Below are 16,916 nucleotides of genomic sequence, written 5' to 3'. Positions count from 1 at the left end.
CATGCAGTTGACGCTCTGGACCTACGAAGGCCCGCCGCACGTCGGCGCGATGCGGGTCGCCACCGCGATGGACGACGTGCACTACGTGCTGCACGCGCCGCAAGGCGACACCTACGCCGACCTGCTGTTCACGATGATCGAACGGCTGCCGCGCCGCCCGCCGGTCACGTACACGACCTTCCAGGCGCGTGACCTGGGCAGCGACACCGCCGAACTCTTCAAGACCGCCTGCGCCCAGGCGGTCGAGCGCTTTCGCCCGAACGCGCTGCTGGTCGGTGCCTCGTGCACGGCCGAGCTGATCCAGGACGATCCGGGCGGCCTCGCCCGTGCGCTGGCGCTGCCGATCCCCGTCGTCCCGCTGGAGCTGCCGTCGTACCAGCGCAAGGAGAACTGGGGCGCGTCCGAGACCTTCTACCAGGTCGTGCGCACGCTGGCCGGCCCGAACGCCCCCGCGCCCGGCACGCCGCGGCCCGCACGCGAGCCCGGTGCCAAGCCGAGCTGCAACATCCTCGGCCCGACCGCGCTGGGCTTCCGCCACCGCGACGACGTGCGCGAGATCACCGGCCTGCTGAACGAGCTCGGCATCGAGGTCCGCACCGTCGCGCCGCTGGGCGCCTCGGCCGACGACATCGCCCGCCTGGGCGAGGCCGACTTCAACGTCGTGCTCTACCCCGAGACGGGCGGACAGGCGGCGAGCTGGCTGCAGCGCTTCTTCGGCCAGCCGTTCACGAAGACGATCCCGATCGGCGTCGGCGCGACCAAGGACTTCATCGCCGAGGTGCTCGGCCTGGCCGGCCTGCCGGCCGACACGCCGCTGCCCGACGCGCTGTCGCGCTCGCCCTGGTACTCGCGTTCGGTCGACTCGACCTACCTCACCGGCAAGCGCGTGTTCATCTTCGGCGACGCCACGCACGTCGTCGCCGCGGCGCGCGTGGCGCACCAGGAGATGGGCTTCACCGTCGTCGGCCTGGGCACCTACAGCCGCGAGTTCGCCCGCGACGTGCGCGAGGCGGCCAAGCTCTACGGCGTCGAGGCGCTGATCACCGACGACTATCTGGAAGTCGAGGCCAAGGTGGCCGAGCTGCACCCCGAGCTGGTGCTGGGCACCCAGATGGAGCGCCACATCGCCAAGCGCCTGGGCGTGCCCTGCGCGGTGATCTCGTCGCCGGTGCACGTGCAGGACTTCCCCGCGCGCTACTCGCCGCAGATGGGCTTCGAGGGCGCCAACGTCCTGTTCGACAGCTGGGTCCACCCGCTGATGATGGGCCTCGAGGAACACCTGCTGACGATGTTCCGCGGCGACTTCGAGTTCCACGACGGCGCCGCGGCCTCGCACCTCGGGCGTGCCGCCGTGCCGGCGCCGGCCGCCGCGCCCGCCGCCGCCGAAGCCCCCGAGCCCGCCCCCGACATCCCCGCTGCGGCCGTCACGGCCGCGCCCGCCGCCTCCGCTCCGATCGCCGTCGCCCAATGGGCACCCGACGCGCAGAAGGAACTGCAGAAGATCCCGTTCTTCGTGCGCGGCAAGGCCCGTCGCAACACCGAGCGATTCGCCGCCGAACGCGGCCTCGCGACCATCACCGTGGAAACGCTGTATGACGCCAAGGCGCACTTCGGGCGTTGACGCGACGCCCATCCGGGTCGTCATCGTCACGATGGACACCCACCTGGCGAGCGCTGCGGAGCGCGCGCGGGTCAACCTCCGCCGCGTGCTGCCCGGCCTGGAACTGACGCTGCACGCCGCGTCGGAGTGGGCCAACGAGCCCGAAGGGCTGCAGCGCTGCATCGCCGACATCCGCCAGGCCGACATCGTCATCGTGACGATGCTGTTCCTGGAAGACCACTTCCTGCCGCTGATGCCGGTGCTGCAGGAGCGGCGCCTGCAGTGCGACGCGATGGTCTGCGCCATGTCGGCCGCCGAGGTCGTCAAGCTGACGCGCCTGGGCGGCTTCGACATGGACAAGCCGGCCTCGGGGCCGCTGGCGCTGTTGAAGCGCCTGCGCGGCAACAAGGACAAGGCCGCCACCGGCGGCGCCGCGCAGATGAAGATGCTGCGCCGCGTGCCGCAGCTGCTGCGCTTCATCCCGGGCACCGCCCAGGACGTGCGCGCCTATTTCCTGTCGCTGCAGTACTGGCTGGGCGGCTCCGAAGAGAACATCTTCAACATGGTGCGTTTCCTCGTCGACCGCTACGCGGCCGGCGAGCGCGCCGCGCTGCGCGGCCGCGGCAAGCCCGCGGCGCCGGTCGAGTACCCCGACATCGGCGTCTACCACCCGCGCATGAAGGGCCGCATCGGCGAGGACGCCGCGGCGCTGCCGACGGTCGTCAAGGACGGCGAATGCCAGGGCCGCGTCGGCCTGCTGCTGCTGCGCTCGTACCTGCTGGCCGGCAACGCGGCGCACTACGACGGCGTCATCGCGGCGCTCGAGGTCCAGGGCCTGCAGGTCGTGCCGGCCTTCGCCTCGGGTCTGGACTCGCGTCCGGCGATCGAACGCTTCTTCATGAAGGACGGCAAGCCGACGGTCGACGCCGTCGTCTCGCTGTCGGGCTTCTCGCTGGTCGGCGGCCCGGCCTACAACGACGCGCGCGCCGCCGAGGAGATCCTCGCCCAGCTCGACGTGCCCTACATCGCCGCGCACCCGGTCGAGTTCCAGACGCTCGGCGAATGGGGCGGCTCCGACCGCGGCCTGCTGCCGGTGGAAAGCACCATCATGGTCGCGATCCCCGAGCTCGACGGCGCGACCAGCCCGACGATCTTCGGCGGCCGCTGCGGCGCAGCCGGCACCACCTGCGCCGGCTGCGAGAAGGGCTGCCAGTTCACCAGCAGCGACAACTCGCAGGACATGCGCAGCTGCTCGGAACGCACCGCGATGCTGGCGGCCCGCGTGGCGCGCCTCGTGTCGCTGCGCCGCGCCCGCCGCGCCGAGCGCAAGGTCGCGATCGTCATCTTCAACTTCCCGCCCAACGCCGGGAACATCGGCACCGCCGCCTACCTGTCGGTCTTCGAGAGCCTGTACGAGACGCTCAAGGGCATGAAGGCCCAGGGCTACGCCGTCGAGGTGCCGGACAGCGTCGACGCGCTGCGCGACGCGGTGCTCAAGGGCAACGCGCAGACCTACGGCGCCGACGCCAACGTGCACGCCTTCATCCCGGTGGACGACCACGTCCGTCGCGAGCGTTACCTGAAGGAGATCGAGGCGCAGTGGGGCCCGGCGCCCGGCCGCCAGCTGACCGACGGCCGCTCGATCTTCGTGCTCGGCGCCCAGTTCGGCAACGCGCTGGTCGCGATCCAGCCGAGCATGGGCTACGAAGGCGACCCGATGCGCCTGCTGTTCGAGCGCGGCTTCGCGCCGACGCACGCGTTCTCGGCCTTCTACCGCTGGCTGCGCGACGACTTCAAGGCCGACGCGGTGCTGCACTTCGGCACCCACGGCGCGCTGGAGTTCATGCCCGGCAAGCAGACCGGCATGTCCGGCATGTGCTGGCCCGACCGCCTGATCTCGGACCTGCCGAACTTCTACCTCTACGCGTCGAACAACCCGTCCGAAGGCGCGATCGCCAAGCGCCGTGCCGCCGCGACGCTGATCAGCTACCTGACGCCGCCGGTGGCCCAGGCCGGCCTGTACCGCGGCCTGCTCGAGCTGAAGGCCTCGCTGGAGCGCTGGCGCGGGCTCGATCCCGACGCCGCCGAACGCGCCGAGTACGCCTCGGTGATCCAGGCCCAGGCCGCCGAACTCGAACTCACCGCCGCCGAACCGGCCTGGACGCCGGAACAGGCCGAGACCGAGGTCCAGCGCCTGACCTCGGCAGTGCTCGAGCTCGAGTACACGCTGATCCCGCACGGCCTGCACGTCGTCGGCAAGCCGCTGACCGAAGGCCAGCGTGTGGACATGCTGATGTCGATGGCCGGCGACACGCCGCCGGAGCGTTCGGTGGTCGAGGCCATCGTCGCCGGCAAGGCCGTCAGCGGCCACGACGACCTGGTGCGCGCCAACAAGCTGCTGGCGCTGGACACCGAGGTGCCGGGCATCCTGCGCGCGCTCGACGGCCGCTTCGTGCCGCCGGCGCCGGGTGGCGACCTGCTGCGCACGCCGGAGGTGCTGCCGACCGGGCGCAACCTGCACGGCTTCGACCCGTTCCGCATCCCCAGCGCCTTCGCCGTCAAGGACGGCACGCGCCTGGCGCAGCTGCTGCTGGACCGCCACGTCGCCGACGGCAACGCGCTGCCGGAATCGGTCGCGCTGGTGCTGTGGGGCACCGACAACCTGAAGACCGAAGGCGGCCCGATCGGCCAGGCCCTGGCGCTGATGGGCGCGACGCCGCGCTTCGACAGCTACGGCCGCCTCGCCGGCGCGACGCTGATCCCGCTGGAGCAGCTCGGCCGTCCGCGTGTCGACGTCGTCATCACGCTGTCGGGCATCTTCCGCGACCTGCTGCCGCTGCAGATCAAGCTGCTGGCCGAAGCCGCCTACCTGGCCGCCACCGCCGACGAGCCGGTCGAGCAGAACTTCGTGCGCAAGCACGCCCTGGCCTACATGCAGCAGCACGGCTGCGACATGGAGACCGCGGCGCTGCGTGTCTTCGGCAACGCCGACGGCACCTACGGCTCCAACGTCAACAACCTGGTCGAGAACGGCCGCTGGGACGACGAAGACGAGCTCGCCGAGACCTACAGCCGCCGCAAGGGCTTCGCCTACGGCCGCGCCGGCAAGCCGATGCAGAAGGCCGAGCTGCTGCAAAGCGTGCTCGCCGACGTCGACCTCGCCTACCAGAACCTCGACTCGGTCGAGCTGGGCGTGACGACGATCGACACCTACTTCGACACGCTGGGCGGCATCAGCCGCGCGGTGCGCCGCGCCAAGGGCGGCACCGCGACGCCGGTCTACATCGGCGACCAGACCAAGGGCGACGGCACCGTGCGCACGCTGTCCGAGCAGGTCGCGCTGGAGACCCGCACGCGCATGCTCAACCCGAAGTGGTACGAAGGCATGCTGGAGCACGGCTACGAAGGCGTGCGCCAGATCGAGGTCCACGTGACCAACACGATGGGCTGGTCGGCGACGACCGGTCAGGTGCAGCCCTGGGTCTACCAGCAGCTCACCGAGACCTTCATGCTCGACCCCGAGATGCGCGAACGCCTCGCGCGTCTGAACCCGGCCGCCTCGGCGAAGGTGGCCAATCGCCTGATCGAAGCGTCCGAGCGCCAGTACTGGAGCCCGGACCCCGAAGTGCTCGAAGCCCTGCGCCGTGCCGGCGAAGAGCTGGAAGACCGCCTCGAAGGTGTATACGAAGGAACTCCAGCATGACGATGACCCGGGGGCAGTACGCCCGGATGACGGAGACGCAGGCATGAGCACGGCCACGATCTCCCCCAGCCAGATCGGCCGCGGCGGACGCCCGGACGGCGAAGGCAGCGTTCAGGTGCAGATGGAAACCGGCGCCAAGATCGGCAACGCCAAGGTGTTCGCGATCTACGGCAAGGGCGGCATCGGCAAGAGCACGACGTCGAGCAACCTGTCGGTGGCCTTCAGCAAGCTCGGCAAGCGCGTGCTGCAGATCGGCTGCGACCCGAAGCACGACTCCACGTTCACGCTGACCAAGCGCATGGTGCCCACCGTCATCGACGTGCTCGAGACGGTGAACTTCCACCCCGAGGAGCTGCGTGTCGAGGACTTCGTCTTCGAGGGCACCAACGGCGTGATGTGCGTCGAGGCCGGCGGCCCGCCGGCGGGCACCGGCTGCGGCGGCTACGTCGTCGGCCAGACCGTCAAGCTGCTCAAGGAGCACCACCTGCTCGAGGAGACCGACGTCGTCGTCTTCGACGTGCTCGGCGACGTGGTCTGCGGCGGTTTCGCCGCCCCGCTGCAGCACGCCGACCGCGCGCTGATCGTCACCGCCAACGACTTCGACTCGATCTTCGCCGCCAACCGCATCGTCCAGGCGATCGGTGCCAAGGCCAAGAACTACAACGTGCGCCTGGGCGGCATCATCGCCAACCGCTCCGACGCCACCGACCAGATCGACAAGTTCAACGAGCGCATCGGCATGCGCTCGCTGGCGCGCATCCCGGCGCTGGACGTCATCCGCAAGAGCCGGCTGAAGAAGGCCACGCTGTTCGAGATGGAAGAAAGCCCCGAGGTGCTGGCGGTTCAGGCCGAGTACCTGCAGCTCGCCCAGCGTCTGTGGGACGGCGTCGACCCGCTGTACTGCGAGCCGCTGAAGGACCGCGAGATCTTCGACCTGCTGGGCTACGACTGATCGCCATGGACAACACCAGCTATCAGAACCGCCGCGGCGAGGTCGAGCACTACTTCGACCGCACCGCCGCCCAGACCTGGGCGCGGCTGACGTCCGACGCCCCGGTCAGCGGCGTGCGCGCCACCGTGCGCGCCGGCCGCGACCGCATGCGCACGACGCTGCTGTCGTGGCTGCCGCAGGACCTGCGCGGCCGGCGTGTGCTCGACGCCGGCTGCGGCACCGGCGCGGCCTCGATCGAACTCGCGCGCCGCGGCGCCGAGGTCGTCGCGATCGACCTGTCGCCGACGCTGGTCGGCTACGCCCGCGAGCGCCTGCCCGAGTCGCTGGGTCCGGGCTCGATCGACTTCCGCAGCGGCGACATGCTCGATGCGGCGCTGGGCCGCTTCGACCACGTCATCGCGATGGACTCGGTGATCCACTACGACGCGCCGGACGCCGTCGCGGCGCTGTCGCGGCTCGCCGAGCGCACCTCGACCTCGATGGTCTTCACCTTCGCGCCGCGCACCGCGCTGCTGTCGCTGATGTGGACCGTCGGCAAGCTGTTCCCGCGCGGTGACCGCTCGCCGGCCATCGTGCCGGTCGCGCCCGACCAGCTGCGTGCGCTGATGGCCGCGCACCCCGGGCTGAAGGACTGGCAGTGGGGCCGCAGCGAACGCGTCGCCAGCGGCTTCTACACCTCCCAGGCCACGGAGTGGAAACGCTCGTGAAGGCGACCCCGGCCCTGCCCGACCCGCTGCGCGAATGGCTGCAGCGTGTCGTGCCGCGCCTGATGCCTTTTGCCGACGCGGCCAGCCCCGGCCTGCCGCTGTCGCGCCTGCTGCGCCTGGCGCTGTTCCAGGTGTCGGTCGGCCTGGCCACCGCGCTGCTCGTCGGCACGCTCAATCGCGTGATGATCGTCGAGCTGGGCGTGCACGCCTGGATCGTCTCGATGATGGTCGCGCTGCCGATGCTGGCGGCGCCGTTCCGCGCCTTCGTCGGTTTCCGCTCGGACATCCACGCCTCGGTCATCGGCTGGCGCCGCGTGCCCTACATCTGGCTGGGCACGCTGATGCAGTTCGGTGGCCTGGCGATCATGCCGTTCGCGCTGCTGGTGCTGACCGGCCAGGGCCACCTCGGCATGGGCTGGGTCGGCCAGATCTTCGCCGCCGTCGCCTTCCTGCTCGTCGGCGCCGGCCTGCAGACCACGCAGACCACCGGGCTGGCCCTGGCCACCGACCTGGCCAGCGAGGAGTCCCGCCCGCGTGTCGTCGCGCTGATGTACGTGATGCTGCTGGTCGGCCTGGTCGGCGGCGGCATGACCTGCTCGGCCCTGCTGTCGGACTTCTCCGAGCAGCGCCTGGTCGAGGTCGTCCAGGGCGCCGCCGTGCTGACCGTCGCGCTGAACCTGATCGCCGTCTGGAAGCAGGAGGCGCGCGACCCGAACCGCCGCCGCAGCAAGGACCAGCCCGCGCCGGAATTCCGCACCATGTGGCGCGGCTTCATCGAGCAGCCGCAGGCCCGGCGCTTCCTCTGGATGGTCGGCCTGGGCACCGCGGCGTTCAACATGCAGGACATCGTGCTCGAGCCCTACGGCGGCGAGATCCTGAAGCTGAGCGTCGCCGCCACGAGCACGCTGACGGCCCTGCTGGCCGGCGGTGCGCTGGTCGCGTTCGCGCTCGCCGCACGCTTGCTGGCGCGCGGCTGGGATCCGCTGCGCGTCGCGGCGCTGGGTGCGGTCTGCGGGCTGCCGGCGTTCGCGCTGGTGGTCTTCGCCGCGCCGATGGATTCACCGGCGATGTTCCGCATCGGCACGGTGATGATCGGTTTCGGAGGCGGTCTGTTCTCGGTCGGCACGCTGACGGCGGCGATGGGAATGGAGCGCAAGGAGCACGTCGGTCTGGCCCTCGGCGCCTGGGGCGCCGTTCAGGCCACGGCTGCCGGCGGTGCGGTTGCAGCCGGCGGCGCGATGCGCGACCTCGTGTCGAGCATGGCGACGCAAGGCCTGCTGGGCCAGGTGCTGGTCAGCCCCGTGACCGGCTACAGCTTCGTGTATCACCTCGAGATGATCCTGCTGTTCGCGGCCCTGGTCGCGATCGGCCCGCTGGTGCGCCGCTCGGGGCGGCGGCAGCAGCCTGACCAAAACCAATTCGGACTGGCCGATTTCCCCGGCTAGCGAGATTCGCGAGAAGGAGAACCCCATGGAATCCGGTGCCATCACATCCTATGTCGACGTTGCGCAGCTCGTGCTGTACGCCTTCTGGGCGTTCTTCGCGGGCCTTTGCTATTACCTGATCCGCGAGAACCATCGCGAGGGCTACCCCGAGATGGACAGCGGCACGGGCCGCGGTGTCATCACCGGCTGGCCGGTCCCCGAGCCCAAGACGTTCAAGCTGGCCGACGGCCACGAGCACGTCGTGCCGAAGGCCGAGCCGTCGCAGGACAACCTCGCCGCCGAACCGGCCCACGGCTGGATCGGTGCCCCGCTGGTCCCGACCGGCAACCCGCTGCTGGCCGGCGTCGGCCCGGGCGCCTGGGCCGAGCGCGCCGACCGTCCCGACACGGACGCCGACGGCAACGCCCGCATCCTGCCGCTGCGCCTCGTCGAAGGTTTCGACGTCGCCAAGCAGGACAGCGACCCGCGCGGCAAGCCGGTCTTCGGCGCCGACGGCGTGCAGGCCGGCACGGTGACCGACCTGTGGGTCGACACGCCGGAAAACCTGTTCCGCTACATCGAGGTCGAGCTGAACGACGGGGCCCGCAAGGTGCTGCTGCCGATCAACTTCGCGATCCTCAAGCGTGACGCGGTCAAGGTCACGGCGCTGCTGGCCGGCCAGTTCGCCGACGTCCCGGCGACCAAGCATCCCGAGCAGGTCACGATGCTCGAGGAAGAGAAGATCTGCGCCTACTACGGCGCCGGCACGCTGTACGCCGAGCCGTCGCGGCAGGAGCCCCTGCTGTGACACACGGCCACCGGCACACCACCGGGCACGAGCACGAATACGAGCCCGTGCACGGACTGCCGGAGGTCCTCCCTGCCGAGGAGCACATCCTCTGGCAGGGCAGTCCTGACTGGCGCGCCCTCGCACGGCGCGCCTTTCACGTGCCTGCGCTGGTGCTGTACTTCGCCGCCGTCCTGGCGGCCCGTGCCGGTTACGTGCTGAGCCAGGGCGGCAGCGCCGGCGACGCACTGCGCGCGCTCGTGCTGCTGCTGCCTCTGGTCGTCTTCGCGCTCGTGCTGATCACCGGGCTCGCCTGGCTGACGGCGCGCGGCGCCGTCTACACCATCACCGACCGGCGCGTGGTCATGCGCATCGGCATCGTGCTGACGGTGACCTTCAACATTCCGTTCAAGCGCATCGCGGCCGCCGGCCTGCGCCGTCATCGCGACGGCAGCGGCGACATCCCGATCACGCTGCTCGGAACGGATCGCATCGCGTATCTGCACCTCTGGCCGCACGCCCGCCCGTGGCGCTACGCCAAGCCGGAGCCGATGCTGCGCTGCGTTCCCGATGCCGAGGCGGTGGCCCGGCAGCTGTCGGAGGCCTGGTCGCGGGCCAACGAGCTGCCCGCCGTGCCTGCCGCGGCGGCCGACGGCAAGCCTGCCGCCGGCAATCTCGCGGGCCAGGGTGCCGCTGCATGAGCGACACCACGTCCCGTTCCAACGACCTGCCCCGCACGCCGCTGATCGCCATCGGCGTGCTGCTCGTGGCCGTCATCGTCGGCGTTGCCGCGGTTCGCCTGAGCGGGCAGTCGATCCGCGCGCCCGACGGCGATGCCGTCGCGACGCGTGCCCTCCGGTTCGAGGATCGACCCGACGGCAGCATCGCCGTCATCGATGCGCGCGACGGCGCGCTGCTCGAATCGGTCCAGGGCGAGGCCGGGTTCCTCCGTGGGGCCCTGCGTGCACTCGCCCGCGAACGCATGAAGCGGGGCCTCGGCCCCGAGCAGGCGTTCGAACTCGTCGCCCGGAACGATGGCCGACTGACGCTGATGGACCCGGCAACGGGTGAGCGCATCGACCTGGAGTCCTTCGGCCCGACCAACGCCGGCGTGTTCGCGCGCCTGCTGAACGTCGAACCCCAGCCGGCTTCGGCCCGCTGAAACACCACGGAGACCCTCATGCTCGCGACCCCGACGATCGAATCACCCGAAGAGGCCGCCCGCCGGGCCAAGGAGAGCACGCTCCTGAGCCCGCGCTTCTACACCACGGACTACGCCGCGATGAACGCGATCGACGTCTCGTCGATCCGCGCGGAATGGGACGCGATGCTGGCCGAGTACGAGGGCGACAACAACCACGACCACTTCCAGCGCACGCCCGAGTTCGCGCAGGAGGTGGCCGAGCGTTTCTCCCAGGTGTCTCCGGAACTGCGCCAGGAGTTCCTGGACTTCCTGATCTCGTCGGTGACCTCCGAGTTTTCGGGCTGCGTGCTCTACAACGAGATCCAGAAGAACGTCGAGAACCCGGACGTCAAGGCGCTGATGCGCTTCATGGCGCGCGACGAGTCGCGCCACGCGGGCTTCATCAACCAGGCGCTGCGCGATTTCGGCCTGGGCATCGACCTGGGCGGCCTGAAGCGCACCAAGGCGTACACGTACTTCAAGCCGAAGTACATCTTCTACGCGACCTACCTGTCCGAGAAGATCGGCTACGCGCGCTACATCACGATCTACCGCCAGCTCGAACGCCACCCCGACAAGCGCTTCCACCCGATCTTTCGCTGGTTCGAACGCTGGTGCAACGACGAATTCCGCCACGGCGAATCGTTCGCGCTGATCCTGCGTGCCAACCCGCACCTGGTCTCGGGCGCCAACCTGCTGTGGGTGCGTTTCTTCCTGCTCGCCGTCTACACGACGATGTACGTGCGCGACCACATGCGGCCGCTGCTTCACGAGGCGATGGGGCTGGAGTCGACCGACTACGACTACCGCGTGTTCGAGATCACCAACGAGATCTCCAAGCAGGTCTTCCCGATCTCGCTGGACATCGACCATCCGGCCTTCCGTGCCGGCATGGAGCGCCTGGTGCGCGTGAAGACGGCGTTCGACGCCGCGAAGAAGCGGGGCGGCCTCGTCGGCCGCCTGCAGCAGGGTGCCTGGGCCGTGGCGGGTGCCGCGACCTTCGCCCGCATGTACCTGATCCCGGTGCGCCGTCACGCGCTGCCGGCGCAGGTGCGCATGGCACCGGCATGGTGAAAGCGAGGACATGATGCTGAGCGTGGCGATCCCGGTGCTGTTCGCGGTGTTCGTCTGGTGGTTCAGCACCGGGCTGATCCTGCTGCTGGACGGTCTGCCGCGGAAGACCTTCCGCTGGAGCCTGGTCATCTCGACCGCTCTGGCGGTGACGGCCTTCGGCGCCCTGGTCCACACCGCCGGCAACACGACGCCGGCCGACGCGTACTGCGCCTTCACCTGCGCGCTGCTGGTCTGGGGCTGGCACGAGCTGGCCTTCCTGACCGGCTGGATCACGGGCCCGCGCAAGACCGCGACGCCGCCCGGCGCGAGCACCTGGACACGCTTCATCCACGCCATCCAGGCCATCCTGTGGCACGAGATCGCGATCATCGGCGTCGGCATCGCGATCATCGCCGTCACCTGGGGCGAGCCCAACCAGGTCGGCACCTGGACCTATCTGGTGCTCTGGACGATGCGCGCCAGCGCCAAGCTGAACCTGTTCCTGGGCGTGCGCAACCTGAGCGAGGAGTTCCTGCCGGAGCACCTGAAGTACCTCGTCAGCTTCTTCCGCCGCCGCGCGATGAACCTGCTGTTCCCGATCTCGGTCACCGTGCCGACGATCGTGGCCGGCCTGATGGTCCAGGAGGCGCTGCTGCCCGGCACCAGCCCGGCGATGCATGTCGGCCTGCTGCTCGTGGCCACGATGCTCGGCATGGCCGTCATCGAGCACTGGATGATGGTGCTGCCGCTGCCCGTCGCCGCGCTGTGGCGCTGGGCGCTGCGTTCGCGCGAACCGGGGGAGCCGCGCGACCCGCCGCCGATGCTGGTGCCCCCGCCCGACAACAACCTGCTCCATGCCCGCTGACTTGCGCGTCTCGACCGAACTGCAGGCCTGCCGCGAACTGATGCGCGGCGGCTCCAAGTCCTTCTTCGCCGCCTCGCTGCTGCTGCCGCAACGCGTGCGCGCGCCGGCCACCGCGCTGTACGCGTTCTGCCGCGTCGCCGACGACGCCGTCGATCTGAGCGGCGACCCGCACGCCGCGATGGCCGAGCTGCGGTCGCGGCTGGACAAGGTCTACGCCGGCACGCCCGAGCCGATCGCCGCCGACCGCGCGCTGGCCTGCACCGTGCACCGGCACGGCCTGCCGCGCGTGCTGCTCGACGCGCTGCTCGAAGGTTTCCTCTGGGACGCCGAGGGCCGCCGCTACGAGACCGTCGCCGACGTCGAGGCCTACGGCGCACGCGTCGCCGGCACCGTCGGCGCCGCGATGGCGGTAATCATGGGCGTGCGCTCGCCGCAGGCGCTGGCCCGGGCCTGCGAGCTGGGCGTGGCGATGCAGTTCACGAACATCGCGCGCGACGTCGGTGAAGACGCCCGCAACGGCCGCCTGTACCTGCCGCGGCAGTGGCTGCGCGAGGCCGGACTGGACGTCGACGCCTGGCTGAAGAACCCCGTGCACTGCCCCGAGGTGGCGCAGACCGTGCGCCGGCTGCTGCGGGCTGCCGACGAGCTGTACGAACGCTCCGAGCACGGCATCGCCGCGCTGCCGCGCGACTGCCGCCCGGCGATCCGCGCCGCCCGGCTGGTCTACGCCGAGATCGGCCACCGCCTCGAGCGCGACGGCCTGGATTCGGTCAACCGCCGGGTCGTCGTGCCGGCCCGCCGCAAGGCCGCGCTGATGGCCGTCGCCGCGTCCGCGGCGCTGAACAGCCCCGGGCGGGCCCACGCCTCGATCCCGCCGCTGCCGGCCATCCAGTACCTGGTGGATGCCTCGGTCGCCTCGACCTCGGGCGCCTCGGCCACCCACCGCCCGCTGCCGCGCTCGTTCAACGAGCGGCTGGGCTGGGTGCTCGAGCTGATGGAACGCCAGGCGGCACGCCGCGGCGTCTGAAGGCGGCGCACCGGCGCCCGATGTTCGCGGGATTGCGGCCGACAATGATCAAGACCGCGTCCCGCGCCGTGCACAACTTGCGCGACGCCGACGGCGAAGCGCGCTAGATTGTCGCCATGCTCGAGAAGGTGTTCGCCGCGATCGGTCTGGCCGTCTGCATGGCCCTGCTGCTGGGCATGCTGGTCGGCCGCCAGCGTGTGAGCGCGATGCTGCAACGCACGCGCAGCGCCTGGCGCTGGAGCCGCCAGCGCCGGCACGCCGAGCGCGAGGCGGTCGAGGTCATCGAACGCGCCCGCCGCGGGGCCCCGAACGTCAAGCGCGAGGGCAACGTCTACCGCCCCAGCTCGTTCAACGGCCGCCGCGCCGACGACCACCAGGAATGAGCCGGCCCCCCCGGCCGGCCCCGCCGTCACCCCCGGCGCGGCATGCGCCAGGGCAGCATCAGCCGCACCGGCAGCGTGATCACGCGCGGCAGCAGCATGGTCTCGTGCACCGAGGTCACGACCTCGCCGAGCAGCCCCGAACGCACCATCGAGCGCGCGTAGAACGGCGTGTCCTCGAGCGTCTGCTCGACGACCGCCGGCACCCCCGGCTCGGTGCGCATCGTGCGGCCGATGCGCCACAGCGTCGTCGGCAACGGCTGGCGCGGCGGCGCCTCGAAGCTCTCGGTGCTGCCGTCGAGCAGGAAACGTTCGGCGATGACGCGGTCACCGTCGCGCTTCTGGCGCACGTCGTAGATCACCGCGGTGCTGCCGTCGGCCATCGTCGCGCGCGACCAGTCCCATTCGTGGAACGGCCGGTCGATCGGCTCGTCGCCCTCGTTCGAGTCGAGGTAGGCGTGGCCGCTCCAGCGCACGCGCGGGCTGTCGAGTTCGACCTCGATGCGGCTGCACGGCGCGATCGGGCCCCAGCGGTGGCGCCCGCCGCTGTCCAGCGAAGTGACGAAGCGGCACAGCGCCTTCGGCCAGACCCGCACCCTGCCCTTCACGCGGCGCGGGATCGGCACGCCGATCTCGTCGAACTCGACGAGCAGCGATTCGCCATCCCAGTGCAGCCGGCTCGGGCCGATGACGAACTCGTCGCGGCTGCGGCGCATCCAGCGCCGGCCGCGTTCGGTCATCGTCCAGCGCTTGCCGGCGTCGCCGTACAGCGCGAGGTTCAGCGCGCAGTGGTTCTCCGGGTCGGCGCGGTCGGCGTTCGGGCCGCCGGCCCAGGCGTAGTAAGGCGAGAAGACGCTGCCGACGAAGGCGATGAAGGTCAGGCCATGCCGCCCGTCGTCGCTGACCGCGTCGACATACCACCAGAGATAACCACCCGGCGGGACCGGCTGGTCGAATCGAGGTGCGCCATCAGCGTCTCGGCCGCCAACCGGCCGGACATCGCTGCCATCGGCACGCCCGGCCCCGGGTGGACACTCCCGCCCGCCAGATACAGCCCCGGCAGCCGGCTCGTCGACGACGCCCGATGGAACGAGGACATCCAGCCGTGTGTCGCCGGGCCGTAGAGCGCTCCCCCCGTCGCCGGGAACAGCCGCTCGAAGTCCGCCGGCGTCACCAGCCGGTGCGTCTGCGGGCTCCACTCGATCGACAGGCCGCACTCGCGCATCAGCGCCAGACTCCGCTGCTCGCATGGTTCGGTCTCCGAAACGTCGAAGGGTCGCCGGTCCCCGTCGGCTGGTGCATTGACCAGGCACAGCAGGCGCTCGGGGGCGTCCGACCCGATTCCTTCGTCGGTGCGATCCTGCGCACAGACGTAGACGGTGCCGCGCCGCGGCAGGCGGCGCTGGCGGAAGATGTCGTCGAACTCGGACGCGTAGTCCTCGTCGAAGAACACGTTGTGGCGCACCAGCGGGAAGCCGCTGGTGCGCGCGTTGACCAGCCAGGTCAGCGCCGACAGCGAGCGCCGCGCCGGCGCGACCGGCGCCGACGCCCGCCGCGCCGGGTCGCCCAGCAACCCCTGGGCCAGCGCGTTGACGTCGCCGTTGAACACCACCGAGTCGGCGGCGATCTCCTCGCCGTCGGACAGGCGCACGCCGACGGCGCGGCCATCGCGCACCAGCACCTGCTCGCAGCCGCAGCCGTAGCGCAGCTTGACGCCGCGCGCCTCGGCCAGCGCCGAGAAGGCCCGGGCGACGGCATGCATGCCGCCCTCGACGGCCCAGACGCCGTCGAGTTCGACCTGGGCGACGAGCATCAGCGTCGCCGGCGCCATCCAAGGCGACGCGCCGCAGTAGGTCGCGTAGCGCGCGAACAGCTGCTGCAGCTTCGGGTCGCGGAAGTGCCGCGACAGCGAGCGCCAGAGATTGGAGAACGGCCCGATCTGCATCAGCACCATCAGGCCGCGCGGGCCCAGGTCGCCGACCATGCTGCCGAGCGTCGGCCGCTCGGAGCGGATGTACGGGCCCTCGAGATGGTCGTAGAGCTGGCGAGCCTGGCGGCAGAAGCCGAGGAAACGCTGGGCCTCCTGCGGGCCGCTGAACTCGCCGATCGCCTCGGCGGAGCGCTGGATGTCGGCGAACAGGTCCAGGCGGGGCTCGTGCCCGCGCCAGGCGTGGCGTGCGAGCACGCCCAGCGGCTGCAGCTTCAGGTGGTCCTCGACCCTGGCGCCGGCGGCGGCGAAGATCTGGTCGAAGACCCAGCGCATCGTGAAGACCGTCGGGCCGGCGTCCACCGGCGCGCCGTCGACCATCACCTGGCGCATCTTGCCGCCCGGCGTCGCCGACTTGTCGACGAGCGTGACGTCGAGCCCGCGTGCGGCCAGCAGCAACGCGCTGGTCAGCCCGGCGATGCCGGCACCGACGACGACGACACGATGGGTGCGGGAGACATCAGCCATAACGGCGCCCCTTCCAGACGCCTTCGATCGCCAGCGGCACGAAGCGCACGAACATCGATTCGGAGAAGAAGTCGCGCGAGGCCTGGATCGCGCGCTGGTGCGCGCCGGTGCGCGCGTAGGCGTCCATCGCGGCGACGCTGTCCCAGACACTGAAGGTGGCCTGGCGCAGGAACGGCGCCTCGCCCAGGCCGACGGCCAGCCGGCAGCCACTCGCGCGCTCGAGCGAAACCTGCGAAGGCCCGGCGTTGGGCCAGAAACGGTGCGCCCGCGACAGCCGGATCGACGCTCGCGTCAATGCCGCGACCGGGCCGTCCACCGGCGCCGGTGCGCCGACACGCGGCTGCTGGCCATCCCAGGTGCCGCGCGCCGCGTACGGCCGCGCCTTGACGATGCAGAGCTCGCGCGCGTGGCGGCGGTATTCCTGGACGAGCTCGGAGTGCCCGATGAAAGCATCGGCCGCGGCCTCGTCCTCGAAAAGCACGAAAAGGCCCTGGCGCGTGGCGCTGGGCCGCAGCCCGAAGCCGCCTTCGTAGCCGGTGCCGAGTTGCTTGGCGAAGCGGGCGCCAGGCTCGCGACGGGCTGGCGCCCTGCCGGCGATGAAACGCCCGTAACCCCACAGCCGCGAGGCGGGCGCCACGTCGATGAGCAGCAGAACGAGCACGTCGCCACCGGCGGTGACCCGCGGCAACTCCTCGCTCGACAAAGAAGATGCCGCCGGGGCCTGTTGCGAGGCGCCGGCGGCAATGCTGAGTTCGTTCGTCATGCGGAACGGCCGCGGCG

15 protein-coding genes are annotated in these 16,916 nt (G+C 71.0%); 12 read left to right on the top strand and 3 right to left on the bottom strand.

What is annotated here, in order from left to right:
* Nucleotide 1: 1 nt before the first annotated feature.
* From bchB to G5B56_RS01130, 12 genes are all read left to right on the top strand, one after another.
* Nucleotides 2-1,621: a ferredoxin:protochlorophyllide reductase (ATP-dependent) subunit B gene (gene bchB, locus G5B56_RS01185; RefSeq protein WP_164962075.1), complete on the top strand. Its 1,620-nt coding sequence runs from the start codon at nucleotides 2-4 to the stop codon at nucleotides 1,619-1,621.
* Nucleotides 1,593-5,303: a magnesium chelatase subunit H gene (locus G5B56_RS01180; RefSeq protein WP_029718811.1), complete on the top strand. Its 3,711-nt coding sequence runs from the start codon at nucleotides 1,593-1,595 to the stop codon at nucleotides 5,301-5,303. The genes bchB and G5B56_RS01180 overlap by 29 nt, the downstream gene beginning before the upstream one ends.
* A gap of 43 nt (nucleotides 5,304-5,346) precedes the next feature.
* Nucleotides 5,347-6,255: a ferredoxin:protochlorophyllide reductase (ATP-dependent) iron-sulfur ATP-binding protein gene (gene bchL / locus G5B56_RS01175; protein ID WP_009857125.1), complete on the top strand. Its 909-nt coding sequence runs from the start codon at nucleotides 5,347-5,349 to the stop codon at nucleotides 6,253-6,255.
* Between the two features lie 5 nt (nucleotides 6,256-6,260).
* Nucleotides 6,261-6,962, top strand: a complete 702-nt coding sequence (bchM, locus tag G5B56_RS01170; protein WP_009857124.1) for a magnesium protoporphyrin IX methyltransferase — start codon at nucleotides 6,261-6,263, stop codon at nucleotides 6,960-6,962.
* The gene (locus G5B56_RS01165; RefSeq protein ID WP_206023466.1) at nucleotides 6,959-8,407 is read left to right on the top strand and encodes a BCD family MFS transporter; all 1,449 of its coding nucleotides are present in this window, start codon (nucleotides 6,959-6,961) and stop codon (nucleotides 8,405-8,407) included. The genes bchM and G5B56_RS01165 overlap by 4 nt, the downstream gene beginning before the upstream one ends.
* Before the next feature lie 25 nt (nucleotides 8,408-8,432).
* Entirely contained in the window at nucleotides 8,433-9,194 is a 762-nt protein-coding gene (gene puhA / locus G5B56_RS01160) for a photosynthetic reaction center subunit H (RefSeq protein WP_009857122.1), read from the top strand.
* Nucleotides 9,191-9,874, top strand: a complete 684-nt coding sequence (gene puhB, locus G5B56_RS01155; RefSeq protein ID WP_009857121.1) for a photosynthetic complex putative assembly protein PuhB — start codon at nucleotides 9,191-9,193, stop codon at nucleotides 9,872-9,874. Before puhA ends, puhB begins: the two co-directional genes overlap by 4 nt.
* Entirely contained in the window at nucleotides 9,871-10,335 is a 465-nt protein-coding gene (puhC, locus tag G5B56_RS01150) for a photosynthetic complex assembly protein PuhC (protein ID WP_009857120.1), read from the top strand. Before puhB ends, puhC begins: the two co-directional genes overlap by 4 nt.
* An 18-nt stretch (nucleotides 10,336-10,353) precedes the next feature.
* The gene (gene acsF / locus G5B56_RS01145) at nucleotides 10,354-11,430 is read left to right on the top strand and encodes a magnesium-protoporphyrin IX monomethyl ester (oxidative) cyclase (protein WP_164962074.1); all 1,077 of its coding nucleotides are present in this window, start codon (nucleotides 10,354-10,356) and stop codon (nucleotides 11,428-11,430) included.
* A gap of 10 nt (nucleotides 11,431-11,440) precedes the next feature.
* Nucleotides 11,441-12,274 carry a putative photosynthetic complex assembly protein PuhE gene (gene puhE / locus G5B56_RS01140; RefSeq protein ID WP_009857118.1) on the top strand — a complete coding sequence of 278 codons (834 nt, stop codon included), beginning with the start codon at nucleotides 11,441-11,443 and terminating at the stop codon, nucleotides 12,272-12,274.
* Entirely contained in the window at nucleotides 12,264-13,301 is a 1,038-nt protein-coding gene (locus tag G5B56_RS01135; RefSeq protein ID WP_009857117.1) for a phytoene/squalene synthase family protein, read from the top strand. Before puhE ends, G5B56_RS01135 begins: the two co-directional genes overlap by 11 nt.
* A gap of 116 nt (nucleotides 13,302-13,417) precedes the next feature.
* Complete coding sequence (locus tag G5B56_RS01130) at nucleotides 13,418-13,684, top strand: hypothetical protein (RefSeq protein ID WP_009857116.1); 267 nt, start codon at nucleotides 13,418-13,420, stop codon at nucleotides 13,682-13,684.
* Nucleotides 13,685-13,710: 26 nt separating this feature from the next.
* Here G5B56_RS01130 and G5B56_RS01125 read toward each other — a convergent pair whose 3' ends face one another.
* The 3 genes from G5B56_RS01125 to G5B56_RS01115 all read right to left on the bottom strand — a co-directional run bounded on the left by G5B56_RS01125 (nucleotide 13,711) and on the right by G5B56_RS01115 (nucleotide 16,899).
* The gene (locus G5B56_RS01125; RefSeq protein ID WP_009857115.1) at nucleotides 13,711-14,421 is read right to left on the bottom strand and encodes a hydroxyneurosporene synthase; all 711 of its coding nucleotides are present in this window, start codon (nucleotides 14,419-14,421) and stop codon (nucleotides 13,711-13,713) included.
* 137 nt (nucleotides 14,422-14,558) lie between these two features.
* Nucleotides 14,559-16,136, bottom strand: a complete 1,578-nt coding sequence (crtD, locus tag G5B56_RS01120; RefSeq protein ID WP_009857114.1) for a 1-hydroxycarotenoid 3,4-desaturase CrtD — start codon at nucleotides 16,134-16,136, stop codon at nucleotides 14,559-14,561.
* Nucleotides 16,129-16,899 (bottom strand): spheroidene monooxygenase, encoded by a 771-nt coding sequence (locus tag G5B56_RS01115; RefSeq protein WP_164962073.1) that lies wholly within the window; start codon nucleotides 16,897-16,899, stop codon nucleotides 16,129-16,131. The genes crtD and G5B56_RS01115 overlap by 8 nt, the downstream gene beginning before the upstream one ends.
* Nucleotides 16,900-16,916: the final 17 nt, after the last annotated feature.

It is taken from the genome of Rubrivivax sp. JA1026 (assembly GCF_011065555.1).
Lineage (GTDB): Bacteria > Pseudomonadota > Gammaproteobacteria > Burkholderiales > Burkholderiaceae_C > Rubrivivax > Rubrivivax benzoatilyticus.
Note: the sequence above shows the minus strand (reverse complement) of the source record. Positions and strands in the feature narration are given on the sequence as shown.

Bases quoted from the DNA above. Each gene is read 5' to 3' on its own strand.
- bchB (WP_164962075.1), top strand. From the start codon at position 2: ATGCAGTTGACGCTCTGGACCTACGAAGGCCCGCCGCACGTCGGCGCG.
- G5B56_RS01180 (WP_029718811.1), top strand. From the start codon at position 1,593: ATGACGCCAAGGCGCACTTCGGGCGTTGACGCGACGCCCATCCGGGTC.
- bchL (WP_009857125.1), top strand. From the start codon at position 5,347: ATGAGCACGGCCACGATCTCCCCCAGCCAGATCGGCCGCGGCGGACGC.
- bchM (WP_009857124.1), top strand. From the start codon at position 6,261: ATGGACAACACCAGCTATCAGAACCGCCGCGGCGAGGTCGAGCACTAC.
- puhA (WP_009857122.1), top strand. From the start codon at position 8,433: ATGGAATCCGGTGCCATCACATCCTATGTCGACGTTGCGCAGCTCGTG.
- puhC (WP_009857120.1), top strand. From the start codon at position 9,871: ATGAGCGACACCACGTCCCGTTCCAACGACCTGCCCCGCACGCCGCTG.
- acsF (WP_164962074.1), top strand. From the start codon at position 10,354: ATGCTCGCGACCCCGACGATCGAATCACCCGAAGAGGCCGCCCGCCGG.
- puhE (WP_009857118.1), top strand. From the start codon at position 11,441: ATGATGCTGAGCGTGGCGATCCCGGTGCTGTTCGCGGTGTTCGTCTGG.
- G5B56_RS01135 (WP_009857117.1), top strand. From the start codon at position 12,264: ATGCCCGCTGACTTGCGCGTCTCGACCGAACTGCAGGCCTGCCGCGAA.
- G5B56_RS01130 (WP_009857116.1), top strand. From the start codon at position 13,418: ATGCTCGAGAAGGTGTTCGCCGCGATCGGTCTGGCCGTCTGCATGGCC.
- G5B56_RS01125 (WP_009857115.1), bottom strand. From the start codon at position 14,421: ATGACCGAACGCGGCCGGCGCTGGATGCGCCGCAGCCGCGACGAGTTC.
- crtD (WP_009857114.1), bottom strand. From the start codon at position 16,136: ATGGCTGATGTCTCCCGCACCCATCGTGTCGTCGTCGTCGGTGCCGGC.
- G5B56_RS01115 (WP_164962073.1), bottom strand. From the start codon at position 16,899: ATGACGAACGAACTCAGCATTGCCGCCGGCGCCTCGCAACAGGCCCCG.